The sequence below is a fragment of the Mucilaginibacter endophyticus genome (assembly GCF_003351025.1).
In the GTDB taxonomy this organism is placed as follows: domain Bacteria; phylum Bacteroidota; class Bacteroidia; order Sphingobacteriales; family Sphingobacteriaceae; genus Mucilaginibacter; species Mucilaginibacter endophyticus.
In genome coordinates, this window is sequence record NZ_QPCG01000001.1 from 238,895 (window position 1) to 258,409 (window position 19,515).

General features: G+C 38.4%; 13 protein-coding genes. All 13 read left to right on the forward strand.

Annotation, left to right across the window (positions count from 1 at the left end):
• Positions 1-23 precede the first annotated feature (23 nt).
• The 13 genes from rpoB (at position 24) to DUL71_RS01085 (ending at position 19,506) form a co-directional block, all read left to right on the forward strand.
• Positions 24-3,827, forward strand: coding sequence for a DNA-directed RNA polymerase subunit beta (gene rpoB, locus DUL71_RS01025; RefSeq protein ID WP_112572655.1), 3,804 nt, complete (start codon positions 24-26; stop codon positions 3,825-3,827).
• Positions 3,828-3,937: 110 nt separating this feature from the next.
• Positions 3,938-8,227, forward strand: coding sequence for a DNA-directed RNA polymerase subunit beta' (gene rpoC, locus DUL71_RS01030; RefSeq protein ID WP_114936347.1), 4,290 nt, complete (start codon positions 3,938-3,940; stop codon positions 8,225-8,227).
• A 225-nt stretch (positions 8,228-8,452) separates the two neighbouring features.
• A complete protein-coding gene (locus tag DUL71_RS01035) occupies positions 8,453-8,764 on the forward strand; it encodes a DUF3467 domain-containing protein (RefSeq protein WP_114936348.1) in 312 nt (103 codons plus the stop codon).
• A 159-nt stretch (positions 8,765-8,923) separates the two neighbouring features.
• Positions 8,924-9,760: a polysaccharide biosynthesis/export family protein gene (locus tag DUL71_RS01040; protein WP_114936349.1), complete on the forward strand. Its 837-nt coding sequence runs from the start codon at positions 8,924-8,926 to the stop codon at positions 9,758-9,760.
• 77 nt (positions 9,761-9,837) lie between these two features.
• The gene (locus DUL71_RS01045; RefSeq protein WP_114936350.1) at positions 9,838-12,183 is read left to right on the forward strand and encodes a GumC family protein; all 2,346 of its coding nucleotides are present in this window, start codon (positions 9,838-9,840) and stop codon (positions 12,181-12,183) included.
• A gap of 29 nt (positions 12,184-12,212) precedes the next feature.
• A complete protein-coding gene (locus DUL71_RS01050) occupies positions 12,213-13,571 on the forward strand; it encodes a lipopolysaccharide biosynthesis protein (RefSeq protein WP_114936351.1) in 1,359 nt (452 codons plus the stop codon).
• A complete protein-coding gene (locus DUL71_RS01055; RefSeq protein WP_114936352.1) occupies positions 13,568-14,221 on the forward strand; it encodes a CatB-related O-acetyltransferase in 654 nt (217 codons plus the stop codon). Before DUL71_RS01050 ends, DUL71_RS01055 begins: the two co-directional genes overlap by 4 nt.
• Positions 14,222-14,227: 6 nt before the next feature.
• Positions 14,228-14,851, forward strand: coding sequence for an acyltransferase (locus tag DUL71_RS32635; RefSeq protein WP_114936353.1), 624 nt, complete (start codon positions 14,228-14,230; stop codon positions 14,849-14,851).
• Between the two features lie 104 nt (positions 14,852-14,955).
• Positions 14,956-16,278, forward strand: a complete 1,323-nt coding sequence (locus DUL71_RS01065) for a hypothetical protein (protein ID WP_114936354.1) — start codon at positions 14,956-14,958, stop codon at positions 16,276-16,278.
• 16 nt (positions 16,279-16,294) lie between these two features.
• The gene (locus DUL71_RS01070) at positions 16,295-16,942 is read left to right on the forward strand and encodes an acyltransferase (protein ID WP_114936355.1); all 648 of its coding nucleotides are present in this window, start codon (positions 16,295-16,297) and stop codon (positions 16,940-16,942) included.
• Positions 16,943-16,969: 27 nt separating this feature from the next.
• Positions 16,970-17,758, forward strand: coding sequence for a glycosyltransferase family 2 protein (locus DUL71_RS01075; RefSeq protein WP_114936356.1), 789 nt, complete (start codon positions 16,970-16,972; stop codon positions 17,756-17,758).
• Between the two features lie 34 nt (positions 17,759-17,792).
• A complete protein-coding gene (locus DUL71_RS01080; protein ID WP_114936357.1) occupies positions 17,793-18,293 on the forward strand; it encodes a serine O-acetyltransferase in 501 nt (166 codons plus the stop codon).
• Between the two features lie 49 nt (positions 18,294-18,342).
• Positions 18,343-19,506, forward strand: coding sequence for a glycosyltransferase (locus DUL71_RS01085; protein WP_114936358.1), 1,164 nt, complete (start codon positions 18,343-18,345; stop codon positions 19,504-19,506).
• Positions 19,507-19,515: the final 9 nt, after the last annotated feature.

Here is a 19,515-nt window from a genome sequence, read left to right on the forward strand (position 1 = left end):
TAATAAACTAAAATTTAAATACCTTGGCAAACAATAATAATCAAAGAGTAAACTTTGCAACCAGCAGAAAGGTACTTGATTACCCTGATTTTCTGGATGTTCAGTTACAATCTTTCCAGGAATTTTTTCAATTGGAAACCACTTCCGACAACCGTTACAAAGAAGGTCTGTTTAAAGTGTTTGCCGAAAACTTTCCTATTTCAGATTCAAGAAACATCTTTGTCCTGGAGTTTCTTGACTACTTTATTGATCCGCCACGTTATGATATACAAGAGTGTATCGAACGCGGATTAACTTACAGCGTACCGTTAAAAGCCAAGCTTCGCCTGTCATGTAATGATGAGGAGCACGAAGACTTTGAAACAATTGTACAGGACGTATACCTGGGTACTATCCCATACATGACGCCAAAAGGTACATTTGTTATTAATGGTGCTGAGCGTGTAATTGTATCACAGTTACACCGTTCGCCAGGTGTGTTCTTTGGTCAGAGCCGCCATACCAACGGTACAAAATTATACTCTGCCCGTGTTATCCCTTTCAAAGGTTCATGGATTGAGTTTGCTACAGACGTTAACAACGTGATGTACGCTTATATTGACCGTAAAAAGAAATTCCCGGTTACTACGTTACTTCGTGCCATTGGTTATGATTCTGATAAAGATATATTAGAGTTGTTTGAACTGGCCGACGAGGTTAAAGTGAGCAAATCTGGCCTGAAAAAATATATCGGCCGTAAGCTTGCTGCAAGGGTACTTAAAACCTGGATCGAAGACTTTGTGGATGAAGATACCGGTGAGGTAGTTTCTATCCCACGTAATGAGATCATCCTTGAGCGTGAAACCTTACTGGAAGACGACCATATTGATATGATCATCGACTCTGGTGTTAAAACCATCATCCTTAATAAGGAAGATGCTTCAACCAGCGGTGATTACACTATTATATACAATACCTTACAGAAAGATACTTCCAACTCTGAGAAGGAAGCGGTTGAGCATATCTACCGCCAGTTACGTAACGCTGAACCACCTGATGAAGAAACAGCACGTGGTATCATCGATCGTTTATTCTTCTCAGATAAAAGATATGACCTGGGTGATGTGGGCCGCTACCGCATCAACCGCAAGCTTAAATTAACTACCTCTGAAGATACCAAGGTGTTAACTAAGCAAGATATCATCGCGATTGTTAAATACTTGATCAAATTAATCAACTCAAAAGCCGAGGTGGATGATATCGATCACTTATCAAACCGTCGTGTACGTACCGTAGGTGAGCAGCTTTATGCTCAGTTTGGTGTAGGTTTAGCACGTATGGCCCGTACCATCCGTGAGCGTATGAACATTCGTGACAACGAGGTGTTCACACCAACCGACCTGATCAACGCGCGTACATTATCATCTGTGATCAACTCGTTCTTCGGAACAAACCAGTTGTCACAGTTCATGGACCAAACCAATCCACTTGCAGAGATCACGCACAAGCGTCGTCTGTCAGCCTTAGGCCCCGGCGGTCTGTCACGTGAGCGTGCAGGTTTCGAGGTTCGTGACGTTCACTACACCCACTACGGTAGGTTGTGTACTATCGAAACTCCGGAAGGCCCGAACATTGGTTTGATCTCTTCACTTTGCGTACACGCCAAGATCAACAACTTAGGCTTTATCGAAACTCCGTACAAACGTGTGGTTGAAGGTAAAGTTATGGTTGACGAGCCGGTTATCTATTTATCTGCTGAGGATGAAGACGGTAAAACCATTGGCCAGGCAAACGCGGTGTATGATGACAAAGGTGAGTTTGAATTGCCACGTGTAAAAGCACGTTTCGAGGGTGACTTCCCGGTTATTGAGCCAGAGCGTCTGGATTTAATGGATATCGCCCCAAACCAGATCACTTCTATCGCGGCTTCGCTTATTCCGTTCCTGGAGCATGATGACGCTAACCGTGCATTGATGGGTTCAAACATGCAACGCCAGGCCGTACCATTGTTACGTCCTGAAGCGCCGATTGTTGGTACCGGTTTGGAAGGCCGTGTGGCAAAAGACTCTCGTACCCTGATCAACGCCGAAGGCGATGGTGTGGTTGAGTATGTTGATGCTAACGAGATCCGTATTAAATATGACCGTAATGAACTTGATCGTTTGATCTCGTTTGAAGGAGATAGCAAAAGCTACCGCTTAACCAAGTTTAAGAAAACCAACCAAAGCACCACCATGAACCTTAAGCCTATTGTTAAAAAAGGCCAAAGGGTTGAAAAAGGTGAGGTACTTTGCGAAGGTTACGCTACCCAAAATGGTGAGCTTGCATTAGGCCGTAACCTTAAAGTAGCGTTCATGCCTTGGCAGGGATATAACTTTGAGGATGCGATTGTAATTTCTGAGCGTGTTGTATCGCAGGATATATTTACTTCAATCCACGTTGAAGAGTTCGAACTTGAAGTTCGTGACACTAAACGCGGTGAGGAAGAGTTAACACCAGATATCCCTAACGTATCAGAAGAAGCTACTAAAGACCTTGACGAAGACGGTATCATCCGTGTTGGTGCCGAGGTTAAAGAAGGCGATATCCTGATTGGTAAGATCACCCCTAAAGGTGAATCTGACCCTTCACCGGAAGAAAAACTGTTACGTGCTATCTTCGGTGATAAAGCAGGCGACGTTAAAGATGCTTCATTGAAAACCCCACCGTCAATTGCCGGTGTTGTTATCGATACCAAATTGTTCTCTCGTGCTAAGAAAACTTCAAAAGCTGAAGAAAAAGCACAGTTAGAGAAATTGGATACAAGGCATGAAAAAGCTGTAAAAGATCTGAAAAATACCTTGATCGACAAGTTGTTTGAGATCGTTAACGGCAAAACTTCGCAAGGTGTTTACAACGTTTATAAAGAGTTACAGGTTCCTAAAGGTGTTAAATTCACCCAAAAAATATTAGTTGAGCTTAATTACGATAATATTAACCCAACTAAATGGACTACTGATGACGATAAAAACGATCAGATTAAGATCCTTCTTCATAACTTCAACATTAAGTACAATGAAGAGCTGGGTGCTTACCGTCGTGATAAATTCGCTATCAGCGTGGGTGATGAGCTTCCATCAGGTATCGTACAAATGGCTAAAGTTTACATCGCTAAAAAGCGTAAGCTTAAAGTAGGTGATAAAATGGCCGGTCGTCACGGTAACAAAGGTATTGTTGCACGTATTGTACGTGACGAAGATATGCCTTTCCTTGAAGACGGAACACCGGTTGATATCGTGTTGAACCCGCTGGGTGTACCTTCACGTATGAACTTGGGTCAGATCTACGAAACCGTATTAGGCTGGGCCGGTAAAGAGCTTGGTGTTAAATTCGCTACTCCTATCTTCGACGGTGCAAGCCATGAAGAGGTGGAAGAGTGGATTAAGAAAGCCAACTTACCAGAATCAGGCCGTACTTACTTATACAACGGTTTAACAGGTGATCGTTTTGATCAGCAAACTACTGTAGGTATTATCTACATGCTGAAATTAGGTCACATGGTTGATGACAAGATGCACGCCCGTTCAATCGGACCGTACTCATTGATTACTCAACAGCCATTGGGTGGTAAGGCGCAATTCGGTGGTCAGCGTTTTGGTGAGATGGAGGTTTGGGCACTGGAAGCATTTGGTGCATCAAACATTCTGCAGGAGATATTAACCGTTAAATCGGATGATGTTATCGGCCGTGCCAAAACATATGAGGCTATTGTTAAAGGTGAAAACCTGCCAACTCCATCAGTTCCTGAATCATTCAACGTATTGGTTCATGAGTTACGCGGCTTAGGTTTGGATATCACATTAGAATAAGGTTAAAGCTTAAAGGCCAAAGGTGAAAGGTTAGGACAGGTTCCGAAACCTTTTACCTTTCGCCTTTTACCTTTCGCCTAAAAATTACCTTTAAAAAATCAAAGTAGACTATGTCTTACAAAAAGGATAATAAAATCAAAAGTAACTTTACCACCATTACCATCAGTTTAGCCTCTCCCGAGTCTATCCTTGAGCGTTCAAGCGGTGAAGTTTTAAAGCCGGAAACCATTAACTACCGTACTTACAAACCTGAGCGTGATGGTTTGTTCTGCGAGCGTATTTTTGGCCCGGTTAAGGATTATGAGTGCCATTGCGGTAAATACAAACGTATCCGTTACAAAGGTATCGTGTGCGACCGTTGTGGTGTTGAAGTAACCGAAAAGAAAGTACGTCGTGAGCGTATGGGCCACATCAACCTGGTGGTGCCTGTTGCGCACATCTGGTACTTCCGCTCATTACCAAACAAAATTGGTTATTTATTAGGCCTGCCTACAAAAAGGCTTGACCTTATCATATACTACGAGCGTTACGTAGTTATACAGCCAGGTATTAAAGAAGCAGACGGAATCAACAAAATGGATTTCCTTACTGAAGAAGAATACCTTGACGTATTAGATACCCTTCCAAAAGAAAACCAGTACCTTGACGACAAAGATCCTCAGAAATTTGTTGCTAAAATGGGTGCCGAGGCTTTGGAAGAGTTATTAAAACGCCTTGACCTTGATGAATTATCATTCAGCCTGCGTCACCAGGCAGCCAACGAAACTTCTCAGCAACGTAAAAACGAAGCTTTAAAACGTTTACAGGTTGTTGAAGCTTTCCGTGATGCTAAAACCAGGATCGAGAATAACCCTGAGTGGATGATCGTTAAGATCGTTCCGGTTATCCCACCAGAATTGCGTCCGTTGGTACCACTAGAAGGTGGCCGTTTCGCTACTTCAGATTTGAATGACCTTTACCGTCGTGTAATTATCCGTAACAACCGTTTAAAACGCTTGATCGAGATTAAAGCACCAGAGGTGATTTTACGTAACGAAAAACGTATGTTACAGGAAGCTGTGGATTCGTTATTCGATAACTCACGTAAAGTTAACGCGGTAAAAACTGAAGGTAACCGTGCTTTGAAATCACTTTCGGATATCCTGAAAGGTAAACAAGGCCGTTTCCGTCAAAACTTATTAGGTAAACGTGTGGATTACTCTGCGCGTTCGGTAATTGTTGTAGGTCCTAACCTTAAATTACACGAGTGCGGTTTACCAAAAGATATGGCTGCCGAGTTGTTTAAACCATTTATCATCCGCAAAATGATTGAGCGTGGTGTGGTTAAAACAGTAAAATCTGCCAAAAAGATTGTTGACCGTAAAGACCCATTAGTTTGGGATATTTTGGAAAACGTATTGAAAGGACACCCTGTATTACTAAACCGTGCGCCTACGCTGCACAGGTTGGGTATCCAGTCGTTCCAGCCAAAACTGGTTGAAGGTAAAGCGATCCAATTGCACCCATTAACCTGTACAGCATTCAACGCGGATTTTGACGGTGACCAGATGGCCGTTCACGTACCACTTGGTAACGCGGCAATTTTGGAAGCCCAAATTCTGATGCTTGCTTCGCACAACATCCTTAACCCTGCCAACGGTACACCTATTACTGTACCATCTCAGGACATGGTACTTGGTTTGTACTACATAACCAAAGGCCGTAAAACTGACGAAACACGTGTGGTTAAAGGACAAGGCTTAACTTTTTACTCTGCAGAGGAAGTAATTATCGCTTATAACGAGAAAAAACTTGACCTGCATGCGTTTATCAAGGTTAAAGCTTTGGTTAAAGAGCGCGATGGCAAAATCGTAAATAAAATTATTGATACTACTGTAGGCCGCGTGTTGTTTAACCAACATGTACCAATCGAGGTAGGTTATATCAATGAGCTGCTTACCAAAAAATCACTTCGTGATATCATTGGTGAGGTAGTAAAAATCACCGGTATGGCACGTGCCGCTCAGTTCCTTGATGATATTAAGGAGTTAGGCTTTAAAATGGCATTCCAGGGTGGTTTATCATTTAACCTGAAGGATATCAATATCCCTGCAGAAAAAGTTACCCTGATTGATACAGCTTCTAAGCAGGTTGATGAGGTAATGAACAACTATAACATGGGTTTCATTACCAACAACGAGCGTTACAACCAGATCATCGATATCTGGACACGTATCAACAACCGCTTAACTGCAAACGTGATGGACATCCTGAGCAATGATAACCAGGGCTTCAACTCTGTTTACATGATGCTTGACTCAGGTGCCCGTGGTTCTAAAGAGCAGATCCGTCAGCTTGCAGGTATGCGTGGTTTGATGGCGAAACCTCAGAAATCAGGTTCAGGCGGTGAGATTATCGAAAACCCGATCCTTTCAAACTTTAAAGAAGGTTTGTCGGTATTGGAGTACTTCATCTCAACCCACGGTGCTCGTAAAGGTTTGGCGGATACGGCGTTAAAAACAGCGGATGCTGGTTACTTAACACGTAGGTTGCATGACGTTGCCCAGGATATGATTGTTGGTGAGGTTGATTGCGGTACTTTAAGGGGTATCTACACAACTGCACTGAAAGATAACGAGGATATTGTTGAGCCATTATATGACCGTATTTTAGGTCGTACTACGCTTCATGATGTTCATGACCCTATCACTAACGAGTTGTTAGCAGTAGCCGGTCAGGACATTACCGAAGAGGTTGCCAAAAAGATCGAGAACTCTCCGTTAGAAGGTATCGAGATCCGTTCGGTATTAACCTGCGAAAGCAAACGTGGCGTATGCGCATTGTGCTACGGCCGTAACCTTGCAAGCGGTAAACGCGTGCAAAAAGGCGAGGCGGTTGGTGTAATTGCAGCACAGTCAATCGGTGAGCCGGGTACACAGTTAACACTTCGTACATTCCACGTGGGTGGTACCGCGTCAAACATCGCTGCTGAATCTCAGATCAACGCTAAGTTTGATGGTATCATCGAGTTTGAGAACGTACGTACTGTAACTTATGAAACTGCCGAAGATGGCGCTGTTGATGTGGTATTAGGCCGTTCGGGCGAGTTCCGTATCATCGAAGCCGGAAGCAATAAAGTAATTGTTACCAACAATATTCCATACGGCTCATACCTGTATGTGAAAGATGGCAGCAAGATCACCAAAGGCGATCGTATCTGTTCATGGGATCCGTACAACGCGGTAATTATATCTGAGTTTGCAGGTATTGCCCAGTTTGATGCCGTATTGGAAGGTATTACTTTCCGTGAAGAATCTGACGAGCAAACCGGTCACCGTGAAAAAGTGATCATCGATACAAGGGATAAAACTAAAAACCCTGCTATCCAGATCGCCGATAATAAAGGTAACATCATTAAAGGATATAACATTCCTGTAGGCGCCCACATCGCTGTTGATGAAGGCGACAGGCTGCAAACAGGTCAGGTTATTGCTAAAATTCCTCGTTCAACCGGTAAAACGCGAGATATTACAGGTGGTTTACCACGTGTAACCGAGTTATTTGAAGCACGTAACCCTTCAAACCCTGCTGTAGTAACCGAAATTGACGGTGTGGTAACTTTAGGTGGTGTTAAACGTGGTAACCGCGAAATCACCATTGAATCAAAAGACGGCCAGGTTAAAAAATACCTTGTACCACTTTCAAAACACATCCTTGTACAGGATAATGACTTTGTTAAAGCCGGTATGCCATTGTCAGATGGTTCAATTTCACCTTCAGATATCCTTGCTATTAAAGGCCCTGCCGCTGTACAGGAATACCTTGTTAACGGTATCCAGGAAGTTTATCGCTTACAGGGTGTGAAAATTAACGATAAACACTTTGAGGTTATCGTTCACCAGATGATGCAAAAAGTATCTATTGAAGATGCGGGCGATACTCGTTTCTTAGAGCGTGAAGCTGTTGACGGATGGGATTTCATGACTGAGAATGATGAAATTTACGACAAGAAAGTTGTTACTGATCCAGGTGATTCAACTACGTTGAAATCTGGTCAGATAGTTTCATTACGTCGTTTACGCGATGAAAACTCGGTATTGAAACGCCGCGACCTTAAATTGGTTGAAGTGCGTGACGCTATCCCTGCAACATCGAGCCCGATACTGCAAGGTATCACCAGGGCATCATTAGGCACCAAGTCGTTTATTTCTGCAGCATCGTTCCAGGAAACTACCAAAGTACTGAACGAAGCAGCTATCGCAGGTAAAAAAGACAACATGCTTGGCCTGAAAGAAAACGTTATTGTAGGTCACTTAATACCTTCAGGTACCGGTTTGCGCGAATACGAAAATATCCGTGTAGGCTCACAGGAAGAGTTTGACCGCCTGATGGCTTCAAAAGCAGAAGAGTTGGAAGCTTAATTGCCAGCTACTTAAATAATTTATTAAGCCTCCCGGTTATCCGGGAGGCTTTTTTTATGATTTTTTTTTAAATAGTTAAAACAAAAGCGAAATACTTCTGTTCTACGTTCGGCACTTTGAAAGCAAGATATAGGGTAGAATATATTCTTAAAAGCTATATTTGCCGCAGCATTTACCACGTAAAAAGGCGGTTAACAAAGAACGCCTTTTTGCTAATTTAGTAGCATGGAAGAACAAAATGAAAATCAGCTCAATATTGAGCTATCAGAAGAAATTGCAGAAGGTGTTTATTCAAACCTTGCTATTATCACTCACTCAACCTCTGAGTTTGTATTAGACTTTATCAGGGTCATGCCCGGGGTTCCAAAAGCCAGGGTAAAATCAAGGATCATCCTGACTCCTGAGCATGCCAAACGCCTTCTTTCTGCGTTGCAAGACAACATCGAAAAATACGAATCTATTAACGGTCGTATTAAGGTACAGCCTGATCATCCTGGTTTTCCAATGAATTTTGGTAATACAATGGGCCAGGCATAATTTTCAATATTATATTAAAACGCACTTTTGATTAATAAAAAGTTATGCTAAAGGCGTTTTTATAAAAAAATTAATAAAAGTGTGTTGTTTTTGAGAAAAAAGTGTATATATTGCAACGTTTTTAACTTATACCTATAAAAACATGGAAGTCCTATTTTTATGAGAAAATCCTACATCGTAAATTCATTTTTACTTTTATTCATTTTATTCATTTCCGCAGGGCTATTATCCTGTTCATCAACGAAGAAAGTTAAATACTTTCAGGATATACCTGATTCTGGACAGTTGAAATTAATTCCTGCGGCCGTTTATGTACAACCTAAAATTCAGGTGGATGATATTTTGTCTATCATCGTGCAAACAATAGATCCTATAGCCTCTCAAAATGTAAATGGAGGAAATGTTGCAACAGGAACAGCGCCACTTGGTAGTCTTGCAGGTGGTAGCTCTGGTCAGTCTGCACTGGGTTTGCCTCAGGCATCATCTGGCTATCTTGTTGATAAAGATGGTAATATAGATATGTCTATCCTTGGAAGAATTCATGTGGTAGGATATAGTACCTCCGAATTAAAAGAGGTCATAACAAAAGAAGCTTCAAAATATTATAACAATCCAACGGTTAGTGTCCGGTTTGCTAATTTCAAAGTTAGTATTGCGGGTGAGGTATTAAAGCCTGGCCAATATGTTATACCGAATGAAAAGGTTAGTGTATTAGACGCTATAGCTATGGCCGGCGATTTAACCATATTCGCAAAAAGAGAAAACGTGCTACTGATCAGGGAAAATCCTGATGGCACAAAAACTCCATACAGGATCAACTTAAAGAAGAGTGACATCATGTCTTCTTCATATTACTACCTTAAACAAAACGATTATATATATGTAGAGCCAAGGAAGGCTAAATCGGATGCAACAGATGCTGCCCAAGCTAAATATGTTACTATAGCAGGTGCACTTTTATCGTTATTGATAGTGATAGCCACAAGGGCGAAATAATTGCAATTAGTGGTATAAATAAAGCTATAGAGGTCTAAATAAAAATACAGCTCGGTTGTTTTATCGATTCAAATAATATGGAGTTTAAAAATACAGAAAACATTTTGGACGAACAGGGATCTTTCGATATTAAAGAATTAATTTCTAAGGTATTAAACCATTGGCTTCTTTTTGTAGCAGGAATTATAATTTGTGGATGCTTAGCTTTTGTGTATTCACAAATAGCTGCTGTTGCTTATAAAATCAACAGTAAAATTACAGTGCAGGATCAAAGCAGTTTACCCGATAGTAAAACTTCATTGGGCAGTAGCTCTTTTATGGACTTTTCCGATCTTTTGGGAACCAGTAATAACGCTTATAATGAAATTGACATATTAGAGTCGCATATTTTAATGACAAATGTTGTTAAAGACATGCAATTGAATGTCACCTTATACAGAAAGGAAAATCTTAAATCGATCGAACTTTTTAATGACTCTCCATTTGATATTCGGTTGATTCAGAAAAAAGATACTATTGAGATGAGAAAATTCTCTATCAGTTTGAAAGATAATCTCATTCACATTACAAATAGTAAAGAAGATATCGATGTTTCTGTGCCCTTTGGAGGAACGGTAAAAACCAGCCAGTTTGATTTAGTTGTTAATAAAAAGCCAGCTGTTGTTATTGTACCTGATGACTATAAGTTAGTTGTACAATCAGTTGACAGTAAGGTTGATGAGTTGTCAAAAAACTATACGGTTGAGTTAACCGATAAAAAAAGTACCACACTTAATTTATCTTTTGAATATCCTTCTTCCAAAAAAGGGGAAGCCATATTACAAAAGTTGATGAGTTTGTACTTGCATTACAACCTGGAAAGCAAAAAGGAAATTGCAGATAGTACGCTGGCATTTATTGATAACAGGCTCAAAATAGTAAGTTACGAATTGAGTGGCGTTGAAACTAAGTTTACTCAGTTTAAGCAGCAAAATAACATCGCAAATGTTGATGAACAATCTAAAGCATTGGTAAGCAGTGCCTCTGACTTTTATCAGAAACTGAATGAACAACAAGTACAATTATCGGTTTTGAATGATATTTCAAACTACATAGATAATCCGGCTAATAAAAGAATAATACCGAGTTCATTGGCTGTTCCGGATCCCGTATTTGCAACAGCTATCGGAGCATATAATCAGGCTTTGCTTCAGAGAGGGCAGGCGGCGCTTTCATACAAGGATAACAATCCCGTTATGCAAAATATAGATGAGCAAATTGAAATGGCTCGTCAAAACCTGGTGAAAAGCTTTAATATCTATAAACAAAGTTTAATAGTAGGGATTAATACTCTTAAAGCGCAAAATAGCAGTTTAAACAACCAGGTAAAAAGTGTTCCGGCAAAAGAGCGGAAGTTTCTTGATTATTCACGAGAGCAGGATCTGAGGCAGCAGTTGTACTTGTACCTGCTTCAAAAACGAGAAGAAACGGCTATCTCCAGAACATCCAGCATGTCTACGGCAAGGATTATAGATCCAGCAAAGGCCGACTTTCTTCCTTATAAACCTAAGAGGCTTGTTATTCTGGCTATCGGAATTTTGGCAGGGATAGTATTGCCTTGGATATTTATTTATCTGAAGGATATTTTAAATATCAAGATCACCAATAAGGAAGATATAATTAAACATTCGAAAACAATTATCGTTGGAGAAATTGGAAACAATTCGAGCGATCAATCATTGGTTGTGACTCAAAATTCAAGAAGCGTGGCTTCAGAGAAATTCCGGGCGTTAAGAACCAATTTACAGTTTTTACTAAATAATGATAAGTCAAATGTTATCCTGATTACATCAAGTATGAGCGGTGAAGGGAAGTCTTTCATAAGCTTAAATCTTGCCAGCGTGCTATCGCTGAGTGGTAAAAAGGTTGTGATGATAGAATTGGACTTACGTAAACCAAAATTATCTTCAAGTTTAGGGATCGATTCAAACCATGGCTTTACTAATTATGTGGTTTCAAACTCAATGTCCACAGCTGATATTATTAAGCCAACATATTTTTCAGAAAATATTTTTATGGTTTCTGCGGGGCCTATACCACCTAACCCTTCAGAGCTGCTTTTAAATGAGCGCCTAAAGAATTTGATAGATGACTTAAAAAAACAGTTCGACTTTATAATAATAGATACAGCCCCTGTTGGCTTGGTTTCTGACGCATTACTTATTGAAAAGTACGCAGATGTTTCTTTGTATATAGCAAGACAAGGCTACACTTACAAGTCTCAATTGAATATCTTAAATGACTTAGTGGCTGAAAAGAAGTTTAGGAGAGCATATTTAGTCGTTAATGATATCAAAGACAGAAAAGGCGGGTATTATGGTTACGGCTATGGTTACGGCTATGGTTACGGTTATGGTTACGGTTATTCAAGTGACGGTAAATAAAACGGTCCAATAAGTAAGTTTATTTCTGAATGGAAAGTATTGCTTTAAAAATAAAAGGTTTTTTTTCTAACGGTCACGAACGGACGTTAAAGGCAAAAAAAAACGTTGCAGTTTCTGTTTTACTTAGAGGGGTGAATATAGCAGTTGGCTTTATATTGATTCCGATGACAATTGACTATGTTAACCCCGTACAGTATGGCATTTGGTTAACGCTTAGTACAATTATTGCGTGGTTTAATTTTTTTGATATTGGATTAGGAAATGGCTTAAAGAATAAATTGGCTGAAGCCAATGCTTTGGGTGATTATAAGAACGCCAAAATGTACGTAAGTACTACATATGCTATTTTACTAATAATTGCCTTAATCTTATTCTCGGTATTTAGCATATTTTACAAATATATTAATTGGGGGGCTATACTCAACTCAAATGTGTTGTCTAACGAAAGCTTTAGTTTGCTGGGATTATTATTGGCCGGAATATTTTGTGTTCAATTTGTTGTTCAGTTAATAAACATAGTCCTCACCTCAAACCATCAGCCTTCAAAAGTATCATTGATCAGTTCTATAAGTCAGATCATATGCTGTTTAACTATTTTTGTAATGAAGAAGGTTACAGCGGGGTCACTGATAAAACTTTTGATAGTATTTGGAGGAATTCCTGTACTTGTACAATTGGTGGCCAGTATATGGCTTTATCTTACTGATTACAAAGTTTTTGCTCCGCAGATAAAATCTGTTAATCTATCACATGCAAAGTCACTTTTAAATACTGGAGGAGTATTTTTTATTATACAAATTGGCGCACTCATCTTATTCCAGACAGATAATATAGTGATAACTCAATTATTGGGGCCAAAACAGGTTACAGTTTTTAATGTGGTATTTAAACTATTCTCAACCATAAGTATGGTATTTACCATTATCATAACACCTCTTTGGAGTGCCTTTACCGATGCGTATACCAAAAATGATATGGATTGGATAAAGCACACGTTAAAAAAGATGAAAAAATACTGGTGTATCTTAACTGGGTTAGACTTTGTGCTATTGATACTATCTCCATTAATATATAAGGTGTGGTTGCACAATTCCATAGAGATCCCGTTTTTTATCTCCCTGGCTATGGCATTACAAATAAGCGTTAATTGCTGGCAAATTATCCATGTATATTTTTTGAATGGAACAGGTAAAGTCCGACTGCAGCTTTATATGGTTATACTGAGCTCAATAATCAATTTGCCATTGGCTATTATTTTAGGCAAGCATTACGGAATAGTCGGCGTTACATTTGCCAACGTTATAATATATTTAGTATTGGGAATTGTTTTTTCAATACAGTCTAACAAAATAATAAACGGTACTGCAACAAAACTTTGGGCTAAATGAAATTGCAATATTTGTATAATTTAGGTTTCAATCTAAAAGCACTAATAAAATCGCTTTTTCAGAAGAGGATTGACTGGAATTATTTTGCAAGTTATTCCGAAGATAGTCAGGTAGATAAGCACACCAATATTCACAAAGCTCATTACTTAAAATCAGTGAAAGTAGGCTATGGCACTGCTATTGGGCCTAATGCCAGGATATCATACACTACTATAGGGAAGTTTTGTTCGTTAGGGCCAAATTTACTTTGTGGTTGGGGGATTCATCCAATTGATGGAATAGCTACTTCTCCAATATTTTATTCGACTTTAAAACAAGTCGGTTTTACATACAGCAGTAGTAATAAAATTGAGGAACGGAAGCCTATAGAAATAGGAAACGATGTTTTTATAGGTGCTAACGTTACTATTTTGGATGGTGTTAAAATATCCGATGGCTGTGTAATTGGCGCGGGCGCGGTAGTATCAAAGGATATACCCCCTTATGCCGTGGCTGTAGGATCCCCGATAAAAATTATAAAATTCAGGTTCTCGGATGAGGTAATTGAAAAGCTATTGAAGCTTGAATGGTGGAATAAAGATGAAGCAGTACATAAAGATGTAGAAAAAAACTTTTTTAATGTAAGCGATTTTTTAAACAAGCACTGCTGATAATTTATGAAAACTCTATTGAAAATTCTATTTAAGTTGCCTGTTGATTATGTTAAAGAGGTCATGTTGCGACTTTATAATACAATGAATTTAAAGGCTAAAAAGGTAGAGTTTGGAGTAATGCCTCAAATAAACGGCAAGTTAATTCTGTTAAATAATGGACGATGCAAGTTTGGTGATCATCTGAAGTTTAATAGTTCTACGCGGTCAAATATGGTTGGACTTTATAAAGCTTGTACTATTTACATTTCAAAGAATGCTAATTTGACCATTGGAAATAGCAGCGGTTTTTCCGGAGTATCTATTTATTGCTCAAATAAAATTGAAATAGGAGATTTTGTAAATTGTGGAGGTAACGTTTGTATATGGGATACAGATTTTCACCCTTTAGAGTACAAAGCCCGGCGAATTCACGATATAGATAAGATCAATACCCGGCCAATTAAGATTGGTAACGATGCGTTTATTGGTGCAAATTCAATTATATTGAAAGGTGTAATTATTGGTGAACGCTCAATTGTAGGGGCGGGAAGCGTTGTTACAAAGTCTATCCCACCTGATGAGATATGGGCAGGAAACCCAGCTAAATTTATAAGGGCTATAGCGACAACCAAAAGCGAAGTGATCTAAAGTTGAAAAACAAAATCACATCTTATAATGCATTACCGTTCCCAAGGAGAGTATAATCAAAGGGAATAGTCAGATTTTTTAAGTAAATAGAATATAGGTACCGGATGATTGGCTTACTACTTTTTATTGCATATTGGGTTACCCTCTTAGCCAAAAGATATTCAGAGAACCTGTTTATATTACTTTTGCAGGCGACAGGGTGCTTTCAGTTGGTGCCGGTGGGCCTTCTTAAGCTTGATCCCGTCATCACAAAGCCGTATGATTGGCTTTCGTTAATTATAATTATTACTTTAATTACTAAATATAGAAGTATTCCGATAAAAAAATATCTCACATTGCCGGTACGGGTATTTTTTGGATTTTTAGCATTTCTGGTCTTTTATTCGTTAATTATTCTGAAAGTAGAAATGCAGGTTGTGTTATCTGTATTCAGATTGTACTTATTTTTTGCCTCGCCAATTTTATTTATTAACTACGATTATAAAATTCTTCAGAAGGCTATGAAACCAGTTGTATTCCTGGTAGCTATAGGAGGGGTACTATTTATACTCCAGGCCATTATCGGAACTCCAATTCTGGCTTCCCTCAGAAATGATAGTGTGATTTCAAAGGAAAAGATCGGTGCTTTTTCGCGGTTTTACAATCTGCCATATTACGGTATGTTTGTTTTATTCTATTGCGTAAATAAGATCGTTGGCAATTTTAATTTAAAATACTTTGCTTACGCTGGCGTACTATTTGTAGCTATTATTCTGTCTTTTGATAGAAATCACTTAGTAGCGGCAATAGTAGGTTGCATAGCGGTTTTCTTCCACAACCGTAAATTTAAAGTCAAGGATTTTGTCTTAATAGTATTGGCCAGTTGGATTTTTATGTTTGCCCTGTCTCAAATGCAGAGTAAGCGATTAAACCAGGGATTTGCAGATATACAAAATTTGTCTGGTTCGATAAGCTTAAATGATGTAGGCAGTAGTAGCGATGTGCGAGATTTATCCACAACACAGTTCAGGGCTTTTCACTTTTCTGAGCGTTTCCTGTATGTTATAGATAAAGGTATCGGCACCACGCTATTTGGTATAGGATTAGTAAATGAAAATTCACATATAGTAACTAAGCTGGATTTTCTTATTGGCTTAATTGATGATCAGAACCATATAGTACAGGTTGACACCGCAGATATTGTTTGGTCTTTATTGCTTTTACAAACCGGCTTAGTAGGTATCGGATTGTTTATATGGATGTTTGTTAGGTATATCAAATTTTTCTTTAAAAACAGGGAATATACATTGTCCTATTTAACGGGGATATACCTGTCGGTATTATTATTTACATCATTTTTCGGTATAGAGATCACTATACCTCCGGTAATACTCTTTTTTTCAATGATGTATGTTTTAACAGTTAAGGTAACAAATTCAGTTGCTTAGGCATTTATGAACTACAATGAATAAGATTCAAAATATATATGCACAAAGCCGGGCTGTAAAAACGAGTTTTACAGGTGTAACTATACGACATTTATGGCATAAGTTAGTTTATGGAAAGAGCATTTTATGTAGTTCGAATGTTTTTTTCAATGGCATAAAAAATATCAGCACAGGTGGTACGCTAAAGGTAGGCTTAAAAAAAGTTGGGTTTGTTTTTAAAAAAGATCCAACTTACTTAAATGTACAAGGCAGGCTGATTATTAAAGGAAATTATTCAATAGCAAAAGGGTGCAGGTTCGATATTGGTCCTAAAGGGGTTGTAGAGATTGGTGAGGGGGGCTTCATAAATGCGAATAGCCATGTAATTATAATGCATAAGTTAAGCATTGGGAATAATTGCTCGATAGCCTGGGATACACAATTTCTTGATGAGGATTTTCATGTGTTATCATACGAAGGCAAAGACGTATCCAATAATAATGAGATAACTATAGGCAACAATGTTTGGATTGGTTGTAGTTGTTATATATATAAGGGAAGCTCTATTGCAGATGGTTGCGTTGTTGCGGCTAACTCTGTTATAAGGGGAAAATTCACAGAGAAGAATACATTGATTGCCGGGAATCCAGCTAAGATCATCAAACGAGATGTAAATTGGGAGTAAATAACATGATAACTTTTAATATTTAAAATGATGTTACCATTAGTAACTGTAGTTACCCCCTCTTATAACCAGGGGGAGTTTATTGAAGAAACGATATTAAGTGTATTAAATCAAACCTACAAAAATATCCAATATATAATTGTTGACGGTGGATCAACCGACAATACAATGGATATAGTTAATACCTACCGGGACAGAATTGACATTGTCATACATGAAAGAGATAATGGACAAAGCGATGCCATAAATAAAGGTTTTAAATTGGCTAAAGGAGAATTGGTTACTTGGATCAACTCTGATGATATATTGTACCCGGAATGTGTTGAACAAATTGTAAAGCTTTACCAGTTACACAATGACGGGGCTGTTTATTACGGAGCCTTAGTTGATCATATTGACCGGACAGGTAATTTGATTCGCGTAAAAAAGCGTTTCATTAAGGACAAAGCATACCTGCTTAATGAGGACTATGACGTTACACAGCAAGGGTCTTTTTATCCTTTAAAATTGGTTCAAAAGGTTAATTACGTTGATGAATCCATACATTACTGTATGGATCTGGATTTGTGGTTACGTTTACTGGAGCATGGCTCAATATATTCATATAACGAAAAATCTATAACTGGATTCCGAAAATGGGAAGGTACAAAAACCAGCACCGGCACAAGAAAATTTTTAAGGGATATAAAAAGCGCCTTATTAAGAAACGGAGCATCGCCTTTCGCTAAAACAATCTTAAAAATTCACTATTACACTTTTAAAAGTCGGGTCAAAGACTTTCTGATCAAAAGTAAGCTGTATAGCGATAAGAAATAAAGCTAATAATCTATAATGCCTTATAATTGAAATAATGGGATATTTTAAGTTTATTTTTCAGGATTGGGCAGCCAACAATAAAAATACTAAAGGCAAAATAATTACATTGCTTTTTAGAATCGGGAATTATTGTGCGGGAAGAAAAGTTCTGAAGATAATTTTTTTGCCTTATTTGATATTTTATCGCTTTTTTATAGAATGGGTACTAGGGATAGAATTGCCTTTTAACACAAAAGTTGGAAAAGGGCTTAAAATATTGCATGGTCAAACTTTAGTAGTGAACAGGTATACGGTAATAGGTGAAAATTGCACACTAAGACATTCTACCACAATAGGCAATAAAGGTGATATGAGTAAATCATGCCCAGTTATCGGCGATAACGTAAGTATAGGCGCCAATGTTTGTGTTTTGGGTGGAATTATAATTGGTGATAATTCAGTTATAGGAGCAGGAAGTATCGTGGTAAAAGATGTTCCGGTAGATTCCGTGGCAGTTGGTAATCCTGCTAAAATAATAAAGGCAAGGATTGGTTAACAGGCAGTGATTACAGTTTAGATGATTTTTAATAAGTATAATAAAACTAATGAATTTACTTTTTGACTTAATTGCTGCCCATCCCCTTATGGGCGAAAAAGTACATGGCGGAGCCAAGTACACTAAAAGGCTTTTTTTTGAACTTGTAAAATCAAATTATACAGATGTGAAAATCTTCGCGCTTTTTGATTCAAATCAAGTTTTTGATGAAGATATAAAAGCCGCGTTGGTGGGGAAACAGATTACTCTTGTAGATATTAGAGAAAAATCTATTCAGGAGATTATAACGGGCAATAAAATAAACCGGTGTTATTTTGCCTTGCCGTATAGTATTGCTTTTAATTTTTTAGACTTGTTTAAACTGGATTGCGAAGTCATAATTACAATACATGGTTTAAGAGATTTAGAGATACCTCCGAGGATTGAATCTCTTAAATACATAAGAGGCTTGAAGAAAAAGCTTGTAGCATTTCTGAAAATTTTATTACAAAAGCGTGTATACGAAAAAAAGTATAACTATCATTTAAATCTGTTGAAAAATGCTAAAATAGTTACGGTTTCAAATCATTCGAGGTTTGCCATAAGGACGTTTTTTCCTAAACAAACAACGGAAGTTAGGACCTTTTACAGCCCTAACGTAGCGAATATTAGTGATCATGAGCAAGATACTAATGTTCAAACGTTTAATGAATCTCAATATTTTTTGATGGTTAATGGGAACCGGTGGCTCAAAAACAACTTGAGAGCCGCTTTGGCTTTAGATGAGTTGTTTTCAGAAGGCAAAGAAAGCGGCAAAAAAGTGATTATAACAGGAGTGGGGAATAAAATACTGTATACCAGTCAAATAAAAAATATAGATCGTTTTATTTTCTACGATTTTGTAAGTGAATCGTTTCTGAAAAAGCTTTACCAAAATGCTCACGCCTTTATTTACTTGTCCTTGAACGAAGGGTTTGGATATCCGCCATTAGATGCAATGAAATATGGTGTGCCGGTTATTGCATCGCCGTTTACCTCTATATCCGAAGTGTGTGATAACGCTGCTTTATATGGAGATCCTTATTCCACGGCTGAAATTAAGAATAGGATATTGCAATTAGGCGATTTGGAAATATATAATAAATTTAAGGAAAGAGGCTTACGGAGGTATGAAGAAGTTAGCCGTATCCAGGATGAGCATCTTGAACTGATGATTGAATATTTAACTACTTAGTTTGTAGTG